This is a genomic window from Shewanella sp. 433, assembly GCF_059338565.1.
The window spans coordinates 627,609-643,451 of sequence record NZ_CM181703.1; the positions used below are offsets into that span (position 1 = coordinate 627,609).

Consider the following 15,843-nt stretch of genomic DNA (forward strand, 5'->3'; position numbering starts at 1 on the left):
CGAAGCTGACCTGAGACAATATCACCACTTGCTTGTGTGGCGTTATCACCATTAAGGTAAGCGCCAATGAGCTTGTACCATCAATAATCACTGATTTAAATCAGTTGGGAGAGAAGCATGTTTGATGCATTAGTGTTAACTCAGCAAGATAAAGTGACGCACGCCAGCGTGACGCAATTGAGCGAAGATCAGCTTCCGGCTGGCGATGTGGTAGTTGATGTCGCCTATTCCTCTCTCAACTATAAAGATGGCCTGGCGGTGACAGGCACTGGCAGAATTATCCGCCAGTTTCCTATGGTACCGGGCATCGATTTTGCGGGCGTGGTGAGCGAATCGGCAGATCCACGCTACCAAGTGGGTGATGAGGTGATCCTCACTGGTTGGGGCGTGGGTGAAAATCATTGGGGGGGGATGGCGCAAAAAGCACGCGTCAATGCCGACTGGTTAGTCCCCATGCCAGCAGGATGTGATGCCGCCAAAGCCATGATGATAGGCACCGCCGGGCTTACCGCCATGTTGTGTGTACAGGCATTGCAACGCGCCGGAGTGACGCCAGAGCAAGGTGAGGTGCTCGTCACTGGCGCCAGTGGTGGTGTCGGCTCGGTTGCGGTGACCTTGCTTGCCAGTGCGGGTTATCGTGTGGTGGCCTGCAGTGGCCGCGTTGAACAAAATGGCCCTATGCTTAAACAGTTGGGCGCGGCAGAGGTGATGGATCGCGCCGAGTTACAGCAAGATGCGAAACCCTTAGAGGCCCAGCGCTGGGCAGGTGTGGTCGATACCGTCGGCGATAAAATTTTAGCGAAAGCATTGGCGCAAATTAACTATGGCGGCGCCGCGGCCATTTGTGGTCTTGCGGGCGGATTTGCACTGCCCACCACAGTGATGCCCTTTATTTTGCGCGGAGTTAGCCTACTGGGTATTGACTCCGTTTCTTGCCCATTTGAGAAACGCCAAGCCGCGTGGCAAGAGGTGATTGCACGTTTACCTGAGCAGTTCTATCAGCAGGCTTGTCAGCAAGTGAGCCTAGCTCAAGTGCCAGAATTTGCCGATAAGATTGTTAAAGGACAGGTGACAGGGCGAGTGCTGGTTAAACTGTGATCCGCTATTGATGGCCGCAAATGGTGGCCGTCAATACCGTAGGGCTCAACGCTGCGTTGCGCTAACCAGAACTGGGTATCGGCAAGCTTGCGTTAGCTTCCTGCGTATCCCCCCATTTATTGAGTGGCCTAAGGGCCACTTTTTTTGTGCTTAAAATTTATCAAACGACTTTAATTCAATGGCTTGATTATGTGAGGGTACCGTTGATCTTGGTCACAATTTAGCCGTTAATAGCTTGTGACTGGTTTGCTGTTCGCCGTTGACATAGGCATACTGTAGCGCTGCTGGAGTGCAGCATTAAAGATGGTCTAAAGTTATTGTCCAATAAAATGGCTATGTGTTGTTTGAATGGGATTAGTCATTGCATCAATGTAGGTAGTGAGCACTGCATATATTGACCCAACGACTCGGCATTAACTTGTGTTGTCACTCAACCTTAGCCTTTAATTTAATGAATTAGGCTAGCACAGCGACAGGTGATTTGACTCAGGCTCGGTGGTTTCCCCATTACATTAACTCAGTAATTTATGGATGGGTATCACTTAGGCTGGTTAAATCAAAACTCCTCTTATGTCACTATCACTACACAAACAAGTTGGTTGAATGATGAACATTTCCAAAGCATTACTGTTGGCGCTGTTAGTGCCAACCTCCCTCGTCATCACAGATGTACAAGCAACGGGGGCTGAAGATGGTATTAACGTCTCTGGTACCGTCAGAGTCAATTATGCCTACAAAGATTATGATCAAGCCTCTAAAGACAAGTTGGGTGATTTTACTTTCGATATGGCTGCCATCAAGTTTGACGGCAAGTTAGGCGATTGGGGACTGGCCAGCGAATATCGCTTTTTAGATGGCTGGAATATGTTGCGTTACGGCTATGGTTTTTATGATGTAAATCCACAATGGCAATTGCAATTGGGTGTCACCCAAGTGCCTTTTGGTAACCCAGGGTTTATTTCAAATAGCTTTTGGTTTGGCGTGCCATATTACCTGGGTTTCGAAGATGATTATGATTTAGGGGTTAAGGCTGCCTATTCTAGCGGCGCGTGGAACACTGAAATGGCATTCTTTAAAAATGCCGAATATGCCGCCAGCAACAATCAGCGCTATGCGACCGATCTGTATTCGGGTGTGGTTAATGGCATCGAATATTTTAACCAAGAGACTAATCAGCTTAATCTACGTCAGATGTATGAGATAACCTATGCTGGTGGTCAAACTCGCCTAGGTGGTTCAGTCGAATTCGGTCAAATCTATAACAGTAATACTGGCAATAATGGCGATCGCTACGCTGTCGCGTTACATATGGATAGCAGCTATAACGGCTGGAACCTGCAACTGCAGGTGATGCAGTATGAATACGACGCTGCCGATGCGGTTGATAGCAATAAGATTGCGGTGTCCGCTTATAATTATCAGTATGAAATTGCAGCTAAAGCGCAAGCGTATAGCGTCAACGTCGCCAAGACGTTAGATAGCTATTGGGGCAGCATTAAGTTATATAACGACTTTGGCATGGTCACCCCAGATGTCGATGACGACAGCTATGACACCAGTTATCAAAATGTCACTGGCGTCGCCCTTGCTGCGGGCCCGACTTACACCATGATTGACTTTATTTTGGGTAAGAATATGTACGCGTCGACTGGCGATAACAGCCATGTCGGCCTGCCTGAGATGGGCGATAGCTGGGATAAACGAGTTAATATTAACTTTGGTTACTATTTTTAAGTTTTAAGTTTTAAGTCTTGAGTCTTAAGAGCTAAACCATAAGGTTTAAGGTCTTAAGGCGCTAAACTCAATTAGCTGTTAGCCGCTCAAAGCCCAATGCCAACTTCTGTTTGGTATTGGGCTTATTATTTTCTGGCCCCGCCAGCCAGATGGATCCTAGGTTGGCTTTTATCCTGTTTTGCAATGACTGAGCGTGACGGCTGAGCTTAGTCATTTTTTATTCATGCTTATCTAAGATGTTCTCTCATACCGTGATTGCTTAACTTGGCTGTTGACAATGATGACGCCTCATTATGCTTGGCTTTTCTGCTGCGTCGCCACCGATAGTCGGATTTGGAATCGATTCCAAAAGACTGCCAAAGTAGTGGTTTCGATTAAATTTGAAGCCAGTTACCACTTTTAAAATGTTGCTAGCTTGTTTTAAAGGTAACTGTTGATTAACTCCCGTTTTGGAACGGATTCCAGCCCTATGATGATGCTGTCGAATAAATCATAAGGGTGATAACAGATGAGTAATGTAGATCTGCTAGGACGCCGTAATTTCATTAAAGGGCTGGGTGCCGCGGCGGGTGTCGCAATGGCAGCGCCTGCAATGGCGGTTTCTGAGAAAGCTGACGGTGTGACATGGGACAAAGAAGTTGAAGTGCTGATCATAGGTTCAGGCTTTGCTGGCTTAGCGGCGGCGATCGAAGCCACCCGCAAGGGCGCTAAAGATGTCCATATCTTTGAGAAGATGTCTTACTTTGGTGGTAACTCCGCCATTAACGGTGGTCTTTTTGCTGCGCCTGGTACGCCGATGCAGAAAAAAGAGGGTGTACAAGATTCGGTCGACCGCATGGTCGGCGACCAGTTAAAGTCTGGCCGTGGTATTGCTGATGAAGCGCTGTTACGCCATGTGGCCTCTCATGCCGTTGAAGCCTTACAGATGACGATTGATGCTGGCGCTGAGTATCATCCCTACCTTCAACAGCTCGGTGGTCACTCCGTTGCGCGAACCTATCAGACCACGGTGAGCTGCGGCGCAGGTATTACCCAACCGCTTTATAAAGAGTGTCAGCGCATTGGTGTTAAAACTCATAACCGTTCTAAGTTTGAAGGCTTTTTAGTGGGTGAAAAAGGGGAAGTGGTTGGCGTTAAAATGCGCCAGAACTATCATTTTGGTGAAGACCAACCCGGTGATGTGCTGAATATTCGTGCTAAGCGAGGCGTTATTATGGCCACAGGTGGCTTTGCGCAAAACGTTGACTTACGTATGGCGCAAGATCCCACTTTAACCTCTGAAGTGGGTTGTACTAACGCACCGGGCGCAACCGGTGAAGGGATGTACGAGATGTTCCGTTTGGGCGCTATCCCTGTGCACCTGGCACACATTCAGTCTGGTCCTTGGGCATCGCCTGATGAAGGTGGTTTTGGTTATGTATCGAATTATTCTATTTATAACTTCCCGCATTCAATGGCGATTAACCGCCTAACCGGTAAGCGTTTTATGAACGAAATTGCCGACCGTAAGACCCGTGCCGATGCTGAGCTGGCTTGTCGCGATGAAAAGGGTAATCCACTGCCGCCAATTTTGATCACCAGCTATAAGGATTCTAAGCAGCATCCCAATACTAAGAAGGTGATCAAGTACAACGTGGGTTGGAAGTTCGACACCATTGAAGAGTTAGCCAAGCATTTCGATGTGCCGTTGCAACCGCTTAAAGCACAAATTGAAGAGTACAACAGTTACGTTAAGTCTGGCGACGATAAGCAGTTCGGTAAAAACATGACCAAAGCCAAAGATAAGTTTATCGAGGCGCCATTTACCGTGGTTCGTCTATGGCCAAAAGTGCATTACTGCCAAGGTGGTGTGCAGGTCAATGTTAATGCTGAAGTCAAAGATAGCTTTACGGGCCAATCAATTCCTGGCTTATACGCAGCAGGTGAGGTGTGTGGCGGTATTCACGGTGTGAGCCGTTTAGGCAGCTGCTCGATCCCTGAGTGTATGGTAATGGGCATGACCGCTGCACGCACCATGATGCAAGCTTAAGTCGATCGGTTAATTAGAGGAATCAATAATGAAAAAATTTAATATTGTACTCGCACTGGTCTTAGGTGGCTTGGTGAGTCTCTCTGCTCAAGCGATCGAGCAGCGTGCTTGGCATAAAGAGGTGATCGGTAAAGATTGTAAGGTGTGCCATGACAAGGGGATTAAGCAGTTCCCGTCTGATCAAGCTTGTTTGCAGTGTCACGATATCGACGACCTAGCCGAGCAAACGGCGCGCAGTGAAGAGGATAAGTGGCAGAATCCCCATAATAACCTGCACTATGGCAAAGACTTACCTTGCCAAGAGTGTCATGGCGAGCATAAAGCTAAAAAGCCATTATGCAGCAACTGTCATACCTTCAAGTTTGATAAGCACCAAGAGTAATATTGGCCCAGTGACTCATTGAAACATGGGTCACTGTTCTATCTCTATTCCCCCCAATAATTTTGGGTCGCAGCACAGAGAGTATTCTCCTGGTAAGCTGTGACTTTCTGAGGGGGAAATCGCAGTGTGACTCCAGCAGCAATGATGTTAAAGTTAATTAAGCCTCTTGGTCATTTCCTTGCCTAAGAGGCTTTTTCTTTGTCTAAACGATGCCAATAGTGGTTGCTTGCTAGTGAGCGCATGCCTCTGCCAAGTTTTCAACATTGGCCTTAATTAGGGTAATAAGTTGCAGCGTGGCATCGGTTTGCGTATCAGGGTTGAGGTACAGAGCCTCATTGAACACAGGCAACACGGGTAGGCCGTGTTCGAGTGGATCTAATATCTGCATATTGTCGTTGATGCGAAACTCGGCAATAGGCGCGATAGTCAGATCGTTCTCTACCGCCATGCACAAGGCTTGTGGCGAGGGCGTTGATAACAATACATTGATAGGCCGCATGGTGAGCTGATGATTGGCAAAAACCTGTGCCCGGATGGGGCAATTTTCGGGGTACAGTGCCATCGGAATCGTCGCTCGTTTATGGGCATTACCATTTTTAGCGGCGGCCCAATGAAATCGACGCTCAAATAACAGCTCGCCTTGAACGGGTGGCTGCCAGTGTGTAGCGACGATGAGATCAAACTCCCCTTGTTGCAGGCGTTTATACAGGTTGCCACTGACATCGGTATCGATGACCAGTTCTATGCAGGTAAATTCGCGAATAAACTCGAGCAAACAACTGCTGAGGTAGCGCTTAATATAATCGGTCGGCACCCCAAGGCGAATAATTTCACGGTTTTGGCACTCTTTAAGCTCATCCAACGCCTGCGAGTTGAGCTGCATCATCTTGTAAGCGTAGTTGAGTAAGGTATTGCCCGACTCAGTGAGGGTGACTCCTTTGTTATCGCGCAGCAATAGTGGCTGGCCGACACTCTCTTCCAGTTTTTTAATCTGTAGGCTTAAGGTTGACTGGGTGCGGCAGATCTTATCGGCAGCTTTAGACAAGTTGCCGCATTCCGCCACCGCGATAAAGCTCTCGAGTAATTCGATTTTTAACATGGGGTATTGGCTTTGCTCATAGTGGTATCAGTATTACTCAATATCGAGTTTCCATAAACACTGTTATCGTTTGATTGTGAAGTTGCAATGTTTATGTTTGTCCAAATGTGATGGGGTCGCTATGAGTAGCTGGGAACAAAGAGAGGATTATCTTGTTGAGGTTGCACAGCGCAGCCTTAGGGGGCATCAGAGCTTTGATTTGTGTCGCTCTCATCTGGTTGCTGCGAGTCAGATATCCAAGGGTACCATCTATAACCATTTCACCACAGAGGCAGATTTAGTGGTGGCAGTGGCTTGTGCTCAATACCAAGATTGGTTGCTCGCGGCCGAGCGTGACCAACAACAATATAGCGATCCCTTTGAATGCTATCTGTTTCATCACTGCCAGCGCCTACATGATGTGTTAGCTCAAAAGCGTTTTGTGATAGAGCGAATGATGCCTAATCAAGAGTTATTACAGCAAGCCTCTGAGGTTTATCGGCATCGATTTAATGATTTGCTTGAGCAATATTGCCATTGGAATCAAAGTACGATTTTGGCTGTTGGTGAGCGGCCGGGGTTCGATCGTTATGAATTGGTTAAGAACTATATTCGTGGCACCATGATCAACAGCGATGATGGCACCAAGGCATGTGACGATGTACAGACCTATTATCAGTTTAGCTACGCATTGAGCCAACTAATGGGGCACTCGAACAAGCGGATCCCCACTAAACAACAATTTACCGACTGGCTTGCGCAGCTACATGAGCAAGCGACTAGGTCGGCAGCTTGATGGTGACTTTTAAGCCGTGAGGCGCAACATTGCTCGCGCTGATCTCTCCTTTATGGGCATCAATGGCTGCCTTAGCGATTGCCATGCCTAACCCCCAGCCCCCCGATTCGCGCTCTCTGGCCGATTGTGGTCGATAGAAGGGATCGAACACTGTCTGTAAATCGCTTTCTAACTCAATCCCTGGGCCATCATCAATAATCTCAATGCATACATGGTCCCAGTGTAAACTCGCGCAGATACTCACCTGTTTTTCAGCGTAACGTATGGCATTTCGCAGCAGGTTTTCAATTGCGCGCGCTAATGGCCTTGGGGTAATAGGTAGGCAGAGCTGTTCATCGATATCGATCAATAGACGTTTATTTTGTTGCTCGGCTTCAAATTCGGCATCATCTAATACCTGGCCTAAGGTTTCATTGAGCGATAGTAGGTGCCGATTCTCCGCTAGGTTGAGCTTAACCCGCGACAGCTCCAGCAGTTCGGCAATCATGGCCTCGAGTTGCTGTGCTTCATAGCCAATGCGCTCCAGTTCTGTCGAATCTTGACCACGCTTGCGGGCTAAGGCTAAGGCAAGTTGTAAGCGCGTTAGCGGTGTGCGTAGCTCATGCGACATGTCGCTAATGAGTCGTTGTTGGCAGTTGACCATAGACTCGATTGAACCTGCCATGGCATTAAATGCCACGGCGAGCTGGCCTATTTCATCTTTGCGTGCGGTGGTGCTGTTATCGGCGCGATGGCTTAACTCGCCTTTGGCTACGGCTTCGGCACTCTCTTTTAAGGCCCGAAGCGGTTTGCCTAGGTGCCACGCTAATAGGCCACATAATAGGCCCGATAACACAATGGCAAGCACTAGGGTGAAGATGATGTTATCGGCGAAGAAAATAAACCAAGGCCGGGGGCGCACCTCAGCCATTCGGCCATAGAGGCTAAATTTACTGCCATTGACACTAAACTCATGGGGGCCAAAAAAAATCTCACTCTTAAATTGATGGCTTATGGGGCGTGCGGCCTCTTCTGCCAATAACATAAAGCGCCGCATGCCGCGAGAGACTCGCTCGGTATTGACCACTAGGCCTTGCTCATTCACCAGATAGAAACGCACCGGTTTATGTCCCATCTCTTTTATGCGATGCCAACGTTGGTCACGCTCGGAGGTGATGACCTCTGGGTGAGTTTGAATATGATTGGCCACGCGTTCAAGTAGCTCTTGTAGGCGAGGGGTCATGCGAGTTTCATCGTGATTTTGCTGCAGTAATGGCAGCAGGCCAACAATGGCAATGATCAAACTGCTACACAGCCAAAAGCTGAGTAACAGTTTGATAAAAATACGGTTGGGGAGACTACTGAGCTTCATTTAAGTTAACCAGATATACCCTTTGCCACGCAGGGTTTTGATCCTTGGGCGGCCGTCGGCACGCTCGGGGATTTTTTTGCGTAAGTTAGATAAGTGCATATCTAGGCTGCGATCGAAGGGCATCAGTTTTTTGCCGAGCACCTGTTCGCTCAGTGTTTCTTTAGTTATCACCTCGCCATTATGTTGGATCATGTAATACAGCAGGCTGAACTCGGTGCCCGTGAGGATTAACAGCTGGTCTTGGCATGTCACTTCTTGGCGGCTGGGGTCGAGTTTAATGTCGGCAAATTCAATGATGCCGGGCAGCTGTTCATCTGCTTGATGGTTGGTGCGGCGAATAATCGCCTTGATGCGTGCGACGAGTTCGCGGTCATTAAAAGGCTTTGGCAAATAGTCGTCAGCGCCAATTTCGAGCCCGACCACTCGGTCTATTTCATCACCGCGGGCGGTGAGCATTAACACGGGAGTTTGTTTCTTGGCCCGTAGCGCCTTAAGCACTTCAAAGCCGTTGAGTTTAGGCAACATGACATCTAATAGGATTAAGTCAAACTCTTGCTCCAGCGCGAGGTTAAGACCCGACTGACCATCGTTTGCCACGGTTAAGCTGAATCCTTCTAGCTCTAAAAACTGCACTAGCAGTTCGGCTAGACCTAAATCATCGTCAACTAACAATATGTGATTCATATGCGCCTTAATCTCTGTTGAATATTGATACACAGCTAACCGCCTGAGTATACCCGTTTGGGTGTCAATTGCAGTCTACCAATGTAAGTCTACGTAAAGGGGCTGATGCAGGCTATTTTAGCGTAACAGCGCAATAACTTTACAGAGGTTTACCTTGCTGTCGAGCAGCATTACATTGCAGGGCGTACACTATTGATGTTGGAACTCTGTTTGAGTTTAATTGATCATTCACTCGCAATAGCGTGTAAGAGGCAGACTATGAATAAGTTAACCCTAAAATCTGGATTATTGGCACTAATGACCACGGCCACTTTATTGTCATCAGCGGCGTTTGCCGAACCTCCAGCTAGTGATGCAGCGCCGTATCATCACAAGATGCACGGCGAATATCGAGCGCATCATGGTGGTATGCATAAACTCTTTCGTGGTTTGGATTTAACTGAAGAGCAGCGTGGCCAAGTTAAACAGATAATGCAGCAACATAGAGATACCATGAAGCAAAATCGTCCTTCAATCGAAGAGCGTCAGGTTCGTCAGGCGAAAATGTTAGATCTGCTGAGTGCAGATAGCTTTAACGAGAGCGAGGCGGTCGCGTTAGTACAAGCGAAACAGCAACAACGTCAAAATGCGGCCATCGCTAAGTTAAAAGTACAGCATGATATCTATCAGATGCTTACGCCAGAACAGCAGGCGACATTTAAAGCTAACCTAGCTAAAGGGATGGGACGTAAAGGAGATCGCCGCTAAGCATTAACTAAGTTACAATGGGTCATGTTTCTTCCCCTACTTTACTCAGTAGTAATGTGACCCTATGAAAGACACTTCTCAATACGATTTTTGGGTGAAGCTGGCGAGCCGCGCCGCTGTGGCAACAGCTTTCACCCTTATTATTATCAAGCTTACAGCCTGGATGTACTCAGGTTCTGCCAGTATGCTGGCCTCGCTCACCGACTCATTTGCTGATGCGTTAGCTTCAATCGTTAACTTTATCGCGATACGTTATGCCATTGTGCCTGCCGATAAAGATCATCGCTATGGTCATGGTAAGGCAGAGCCTTTGGCGGCATTAGCACAGTCGGCATTTATTATGGGATCGGCTTTTTTACTCCTGTTTCATGGTGGCGATCGCCTCATCAACCCCACGCCAGTCAATCATGCCACTATGGGGATCATTGTCTCGGTTATCGCTATAGTGCTAACTTTTGCCTTGGTGATGTTGCAAAAACGTGCGGTAGCGGCAACCTCTAGTACCGTTGTAGAGGCCGACGCACTGCATTATAAGTCGGATTTACTCCTCAACTCGGCGGTATTGCTTGCCTTGGTATTATCACAATTTGGCTGGTGGTGGGCCGATGGCTTATTTGCCATACTGATCGCGCTATTTATTGGTCGCCAAGCGTTAGACCTAGGTTATCGCTCGGCGCAGTCACTGCTCGATAGAGAACTTGATGCCGATAAGAAGCTCCTTATCGTACAAGCCCTAGAGCAAGATCCACGTATTAATGGTTTCCATGACTTACGTACGCGCGAGTCGGGCAAGACCACCTTCGTGCAGTGTCATTTAGAGCTCGATGGTCAACTGAGTCTGCATGAGGCCCATGCTATTGCCGATGCGGCTGAGGCTAGGGTGCGTAAGCTGTTTGAAGATGTGGAAGTACTGATCCACCAAGACCCCATTTAAGGTCAGTGTCTTGCCTTTACATAAGCCGCCCATTGGGCGGTTTATTATTAACCGGTATCGTTTAACGGTCGATATTGCTTGGTTGAGAGGGTGACGGTGCTGCTTGTTGCGCTTGCTGGCTCAAGTGTAACAATGCCGCAGCAGCAGGCGTAAGAGGCAGATCTTTACGCCAAATTAAGGCTAAATCCCAAGTCAAATTAGGTATTATGGGTTTAAACACTAAGCGGCTATTGCTGAGGCGAGCGCAGATAGGCTCGGGAAGAATGGCCACTCCCATATCGGCTTCAACCATAGTGGCTAAAAAATCCCATTGGCCGCTGCGAAAAGCGATATTCAACTGCACCCCTGCCTTGGTACTAAGCCGCCTGATCAGTTTTGCCAGCGAGAAATCTTCGTTATACAAGATAAAGGGAAAGGCTTCAAAGTCTTGCCAAGTGATCGCGGCTTTATCTGCCAGCACATGGCCTTCGGGGAGGCAGGCGAGCAGAGGGTAACGTGTCAAGGGGTGATGAGCGAGCTCGGTCTCATGTGTCGTGGGCAGCGCGGTAAAAGTAATATCTAAGCTGTTGTTAAGCAGAGCTTGTTCGCAACCAAAACCGCCGTACTCATACATTTGTAACTCGATTCCCGGGTAACGCTGTCGAAAGTCGGTCAGTAAGCCGATCAGCAGGCTACTCATCATGGGGCATACCCCTAAGCGTAAATGTCCCGATTTTAGCCCACTTAAATTGGTTAAATCTTCCTGTAATCTGTGCCACTGACCGAGGATTTCTCGGGCGCTACGCTCCAGTAGTATACCAGCCTGAGTGAGTTCAACTTTTTGATTATTACGATGCAGTAACTGTTGGCCTAGGTTGTCTTCGAGGCGCTGGATGATTTTACTGAGCGTCGGTTGGGTGATAAAGCACTTTTCGGCGGCGCGGGTAAAATTCGCGCTTTCAACTAAGGTTAAATAACACTGTAACGTCTTGATTGGTATATTCATTCTTTTTTGGCATTCATGGCATGGTATATATTCATTTTACTAATAGATGCCAGCATATTACTTTGAACTGGTCAGCAAAAATGGAGCAAGATAATGAAATTTAGTAAAAATTTATGGGTAGGCGCCTTATGGCAAGCGGCAATGCCTGTCGAGGCCTGTGAGTGTGATAAGACACCTGAGTCATCGGCATCTGTGGTAAGCAATGCGCCTACCGAAGAGCTACAACATAGCCCAGCCTAAGCTGGGCTTTTTATTATTTGGCGGTAGCTAATATGGGGCTAGTCCATCTCTAAGTCTTTTAGTTTACGGGTTAATGTATTCCTCCCCCAGCCTAAACGCTTAGCCGCTTCCTGTTTGTGTCCGTTGGTATGTTTGAGTGCCGTTTCGAGTAAGATGCGCTCAAAAGCTGGTTGGATCTCGGTGAGTAAGTCGCTATCCCCTGCGCTTAACCGTTTATCTATCCACTGGGTTAAGGCTTGCTGCCATGAGCCCCCAGATCCTGCCGCGCTATGGTGACTGATTACGGGGGTTAATAATTCCGGTGGTAAGTCTTGGGGTAAAATCTCTTGTCCCGATGCCATCACCATTAGCCAGCGACAGGTGTTTTCTAATTGGCGTACATTACCTGGCCAAGGTAGGCTAGCTAATAGCTCTGCGGTCGCTTGGGTGAGTACCTTGGGTTCTACACTGATCTCTTTGGCCGCAGTGGCTAAAAAGTGGCGTGCTAACTGGGGAATATCTTGTCGGCGTTGTGATAGCGGCGGCAGATGCACGCGGATCACGTTTAAGCGATGAAATAGATCCTCGCGAAACTCCCCCTTACTCACTTGTTCCTCCAAGTTTTGGTGAGTCGCGGCGATGATCCGCACATCAACCTGCACGGGCGAGTGGCCACCAATACGGTAAAATTGACCATCGGCCAACACCCTGAGCAACCGCGTCTGGACATCCAGTGGCATGTCGCCAATCTCATCGAGAAATAAGGTGCCACCGTCGGCTTGCTCGAAGCGGCCTTGGCGAACGCTTGCCGCACCAGTAAAGGCTCCCTTTTCATGACCAAATAGCTCAGATTCAATCAACTCTTTAGGAATGGCGGCCATATTGAGCGCAATAAAGGGTTTGTCTTTACGTGGGCTATGTTTATGCAACGCACCAGCGACCAGCTCTTTACCTGTGCCCGACTGACCATTGATTAAGACACTGATCGAGGAGCGCGATAGTCGACCGATGGCGCGAAACACCTCCTGCATGGCAGGGGCTTCACCGATAATTTCTGGCGCCTTTACTTCTGGCTCTGGTTTAGCTTTAGGCGACTGCTCCTTGGCATGATTGAGCGCGCGTTCGACTAAACCAATCACCTCATCGATATCGAAAGGTTTGGGCAGGTATTCGAATGCGCCAGCCTGGTAGGCGCTAACAGCGCTGTCGAGATCGGAGTGCGCTGTCATGATCAACACCGGAATATGCGGGTAATGCAGCTGTAAACGCTCCAGCAACGTCAAGCCGTCGGTGCCCGGCATTCTAATGTCTGAAATGATCACTTGAGGCTGTGCCTGCTCTAGTGCTTGCCAGAGTGATTCGGCCGCAGCAAAGCTCGCACAGCTAATTTTGGCCCCTTTTAAGGCACGCTCTACGACCCAGCGTATGGAGCTGTCATCATCGAGAACCCACACTTTTTCTGTCATACGCTTACTCTCTTAAGTTGAATACTCATTATGTGGCGTCACGCGCGTGTCTCTAACTGATTGGGCACAGTTTAGCCTTTGACCGGCAGTAAAATGGTGAACTCGGTTTGCCCTGGAACCGATGCACAATCAATGCGCCCGCCGTGTAATCTGGCAAAGTTATGGGCTATGGAGAGCCCTAGCCCCGAGCCATGTTCGCGGCCCGTGACCATAGGATAAAACAGGGTGTCCATTAGCTCAGGCTTGATGCCGGGGCCGTTGTCTATGATAGATAAAGCCAGCACCAGTTTGTGTCTGAGAGTTCCTATGGTGACCTGGTGCTGAGTGCGCGTTTTAATGCGGATCTCGCCGCCAGTTTCTAATGCTTGTATCGCATTTTGCACAATATTGAGCACCGCCTGTTGTAGTTGCTCTTGATCCATTTCGATATCGGGAATAGATGGATCATAATCTTGGATCAAATGGATAGTGCTGGGTAAGGTGACCTGCACCAGTTTCAGCACTTTTTGGATCACTTCATGGATATTATGTAGGCTGTGCTGTGTCGGTTTTTGTGGCCCTAACAGTCGGTCGACCAAGTTACGCAACCTATCGGCTTGCTCAATAATCAGATCGGTAAATTCGCGCTGCTCATCATCTTTTAACTCGCGAGCGAGTAATTGCGCTGCGCCGCGTAGACCACCGAGTGGATTTTTAATCTCATGGGCTAAATTACGCACCAGATACTGCGCGGCTTGTTGCTGGGCATCTAAGGTTAACTGCTGGTGGATGCGTCGTTGTTGATCCACCTGACGCAACTCTAACAAGCCTTGAGGGGTGCCATTGTCAGCTTCGATGGGAGTTAGGGTGAGGTCGAGGATATGCGCGTGACCATCTAAGGTGGTGATATTAGCACTATTGACCGTGAGCCCTTGGTGCTGTTCTATGGCGCTCATCAGCAGTTGAGTGTCGACACTCAGCTCCTGATAGCAATCGCCTAGGCTATGTTCTGTGAGTCGGTGACAACCTAAGCCTAATAGTTGCTCCGCTGCACTGTTGGCATAGCAGAGTGTTAGGTCGTGATTTATCACTATGACCGCAGTCACTAGGTTGTTGAGCAAAGGGTCTGTGTGCATTTACGACTCCCTGAAATAGATCTCACCAACATGGTGCACCAATTTGGTGCATGGTGCAAGCTAGCTTCATCGAGACGAATAATGTTGAAATATGCGCTAAGCCAATAAAAAATAATTAATTAATATTTATTGGCCGCCAGCGGGTTTAGGCTTTGGTATCGCGTTGACCCTAGCTCGATGAAGAAATACGGTTCTTGGAGGAGTAGATGCAAGTTGTTTGCCGTTTTGTGCTAACGCCTTAATTTCAAAAATATGTTCACCGCGATCGACGTTCTCTAGGTTAAATACAGCTGTAGTTTGCGCTGGGCCTATTACTTTGCCATCCATTAGCAGCACTAACACATGGTTGCTGGCAAGATCGGGGCTTATCGAGCCAATAATGGTGATGTTACCGTTATTATCGCGAATGGTTTCCTCTTCCGATGGACTACTGATCCGCATCTGATAGCTTGGCATATCGACTGGATCAGGTTGCTTGCTTCCTGACTCTCGTACCACCACTGGCGGCAACTTAATTTGATTTTGGGTGTTTTCTTTAAGTTCGACCGCTTGGGCATTTTCCATCGGACTGTCGGAGTAGTGAACCTTGCCGTCTTTATCGACCCACTTATAAATGGTCGCCTGGGCGAACGCTGTTAGAAGTAGTAAGGTCAAAAGTAGTAGCGTGCGCATAAGCGATCCTTTGTTATACGATGGTATCTTGCTTAGATTAGTCTGTTTTTGCATAAAAATCATCGCGTAAATTGCCCGCATGGCACTGTCGAGATGTGTGGTGAGCAAGAGTTGTGATTAAGGTCAGCCGCCATTCACGGCCGACCTCAACAGGTGGTATGGCGCTAATAGGCCTAGCGGGAGAGGGTGTTGGCTGTCCACTCGGCGCGACTACGTAATTAGCGGCTTAATCTAGGTATTGGCAACAATATTGAGCAATATCATGGGCGCGCATGGTAAAACTCACCTCGGCTGCCAGCTGAAATTGGCTGCCCGCAGCAAAGCTTTGCCATGTGTCGCTGCCGGGAAGTAATACTGACAGGGTGCCATCGAGTACGTGCATGATCTCACCTACAGCGGTACTGAATTCATATTCGCCGGGTAACACCACGCCTAATGTTTGTTTACTGCCATCACTGAAGGTGACGGTGCGGCTCATCACTTTGCCATCGAAGTAAACATTAGCCAGTTTATCGACTGAAACCTGTTGAAATTGACTCATATATTTATCCTT

16 protein-coding genes are annotated in these 15,843 nt (G+C 48.3%); 8 read left to right on the forward strand and 8 right to left on the reverse strand.

Annotated elements, in window-relative coordinates:
- The first annotated feature begins 117 nt into the window (after window positions 1-117).
- From acuI to ardB, 4 genes are all read left to right on the forward strand, one after another.
- Entirely contained in the window at window positions 118-1,098 is a 981-nt protein-coding gene (gene acuI, locus AC5YB1_RS02950) for an acrylyl-CoA reductase (NADPH) (protein ID WP_494520655.1), read from the forward strand.
- Window positions 1,099-1,701: 603 nt separating this feature from the next.
- Window positions 1,702-2,832, forward strand: coding sequence for a hypothetical protein (locus AC5YB1_RS02955; RefSeq protein WP_494520656.1), 1,131 nt, complete (start codon window positions 1,702-1,704; stop codon window positions 2,830-2,832).
- Between the two features lie 508 nt (window positions 2,833-3,340).
- Window positions 3,341-4,861 (forward strand): acrylate reductase flavoprotein subunit ArdA, encoded by a 1,521-nt coding sequence (gene ardA, locus AC5YB1_RS02960; RefSeq protein WP_494520657.1) that lies wholly within the window; start codon window positions 3,341-3,343, stop codon window positions 4,859-4,861.
- A gap of 28 nt (window positions 4,862-4,889) precedes the next feature.
- Window positions 4,890-5,243, forward strand: coding sequence for an acrylate reductase cytochrome subunit ArdB (gene ardB / locus AC5YB1_RS02965; protein ID WP_494520658.1), 354 nt, complete (start codon window positions 4,890-4,892; stop codon window positions 5,241-5,243).
- 229 nt (window positions 5,244-5,472) lie between these two features.
- Here ardB and AC5YB1_RS02970 read toward each other — a convergent pair whose 3' ends face one another.
- Complete coding sequence (locus AC5YB1_RS02970) at window positions 5,473-6,342, reverse strand: LysR family transcriptional regulator (RefSeq protein ID WP_494520659.1); 870 nt, start codon at window positions 6,340-6,342, stop codon at window positions 5,473-5,475.
- 121 nt (window positions 6,343-6,463) lie between these two features.
- On the opposite strand from AC5YB1_RS02970, the gene AC5YB1_RS02975 reads away from it, so the two are divergent.
- The gene (locus AC5YB1_RS02975) at window positions 6,464-7,117 is read left to right on the forward strand and encodes a TetR/AcrR family transcriptional regulator (protein ID WP_494520660.1); all 654 of its coding nucleotides are present in this window, start codon (window positions 6,464-6,466) and stop codon (window positions 7,115-7,117) included.
- Here AC5YB1_RS02975 and AC5YB1_RS02980 read toward each other — a convergent pair.
- Entirely contained in the window at window positions 7,101-8,468 is a 1,368-nt protein-coding gene (locus tag AC5YB1_RS02980; protein WP_494520661.1) for an ATP-binding protein, read from the reverse strand. The two genes, AC5YB1_RS02975 and AC5YB1_RS02980, sit on opposite strands and share 17 nt — an antisense overlap.
- Window positions 8,469-9,152: a response regulator gene (locus AC5YB1_RS02985; RefSeq protein WP_494520662.1), complete on the reverse strand. Its 684-nt coding sequence runs from the start codon at window positions 9,150-9,152 to the stop codon at window positions 8,469-8,471.
- A gap of 258 nt (window positions 9,153-9,410) precedes the next feature.
- On the opposite strand from AC5YB1_RS02985, the gene AC5YB1_RS02990 reads away from it, so the two are divergent.
- Window positions 9,411-9,899 (forward strand): Spy/CpxP family protein refolding chaperone, encoded by a 489-nt coding sequence (locus tag AC5YB1_RS02990; protein WP_494520663.1) that lies wholly within the window; start codon window positions 9,411-9,413, stop codon window positions 9,897-9,899.
- 64 nt (window positions 9,900-9,963) lie between these two features.
- The gene (fieF, locus tag AC5YB1_RS02995) at window positions 9,964-10,833 is read left to right on the forward strand and encodes a cation efflux pump FieF (RefSeq protein ID WP_494520664.1); all 870 of its coding nucleotides are present in this window, start codon (window positions 9,964-9,966) and stop codon (window positions 10,831-10,833) included.
- Between the two features lie 61 nt (window positions 10,834-10,894).
- Here fieF and AC5YB1_RS03000 read toward each other — a convergent pair whose 3' ends face one another.
- Window positions 10,895-11,818: a LysR family transcriptional regulator gene (locus AC5YB1_RS03000; protein WP_494520665.1), complete on the reverse strand. Its 924-nt coding sequence runs from the start codon at window positions 11,816-11,818 to the stop codon at window positions 10,895-10,897.
- 93 nt (window positions 11,819-11,911) lie between these two features.
- On the opposite strand from AC5YB1_RS03000, the gene AC5YB1_RS03005 reads away from it, so the two are divergent.
- Window positions 11,912-12,058 (forward strand): hypothetical protein, encoded by a 147-nt coding sequence (locus AC5YB1_RS03005; protein ID WP_494520666.1) that lies wholly within the window; start codon window positions 11,912-11,914, stop codon window positions 12,056-12,058.
- Window positions 12,059-12,096: 38 nt separating this feature from the next.
- Here the strand turns inward: AC5YB1_RS03005 and glnG are convergent, their stop codons facing one another.
- From glnG to ppnP, 4 genes are all read right to left on the reverse strand, one after another.
- The gene (gene glnG / locus AC5YB1_RS03010; RefSeq protein ID WP_494520667.1) at window positions 12,097-13,503 is read right to left on the reverse strand and encodes a nitrogen regulation protein NR(I); all 1,407 of its coding nucleotides are present in this window, start codon (window positions 13,501-13,503) and stop codon (window positions 12,097-12,099) included.
- A gap of 71 nt (window positions 13,504-13,574) precedes the next feature.
- On the reverse strand, window positions 13,575-14,618 hold the full coding sequence (gene glnL, locus AC5YB1_RS03015; protein WP_494520668.1) for a nitrogen regulation protein NR(II): 1,044 nt from the start codon (window positions 14,616-14,618) through the stop codon (window positions 13,575-13,577).
- 126 nt (window positions 14,619-14,744) lie between these two features.
- Entirely contained in the window at window positions 14,745-15,290 is a 546-nt protein-coding gene (locus AC5YB1_RS03020) for a DUF4124 domain-containing protein (protein ID WP_494520669.1), read from the reverse strand.
- A 226-nt stretch (window positions 15,291-15,516) separates the two neighbouring features.
- Entirely contained in the window at window positions 15,517-15,831 is a 315-nt protein-coding gene (ppnP, locus tag AC5YB1_RS03025) for a pyrimidine/purine nucleoside phosphorylase (protein WP_494520670.1), read from the reverse strand.
- Window positions 15,832-15,843: the final 12 nt, after the last annotated feature.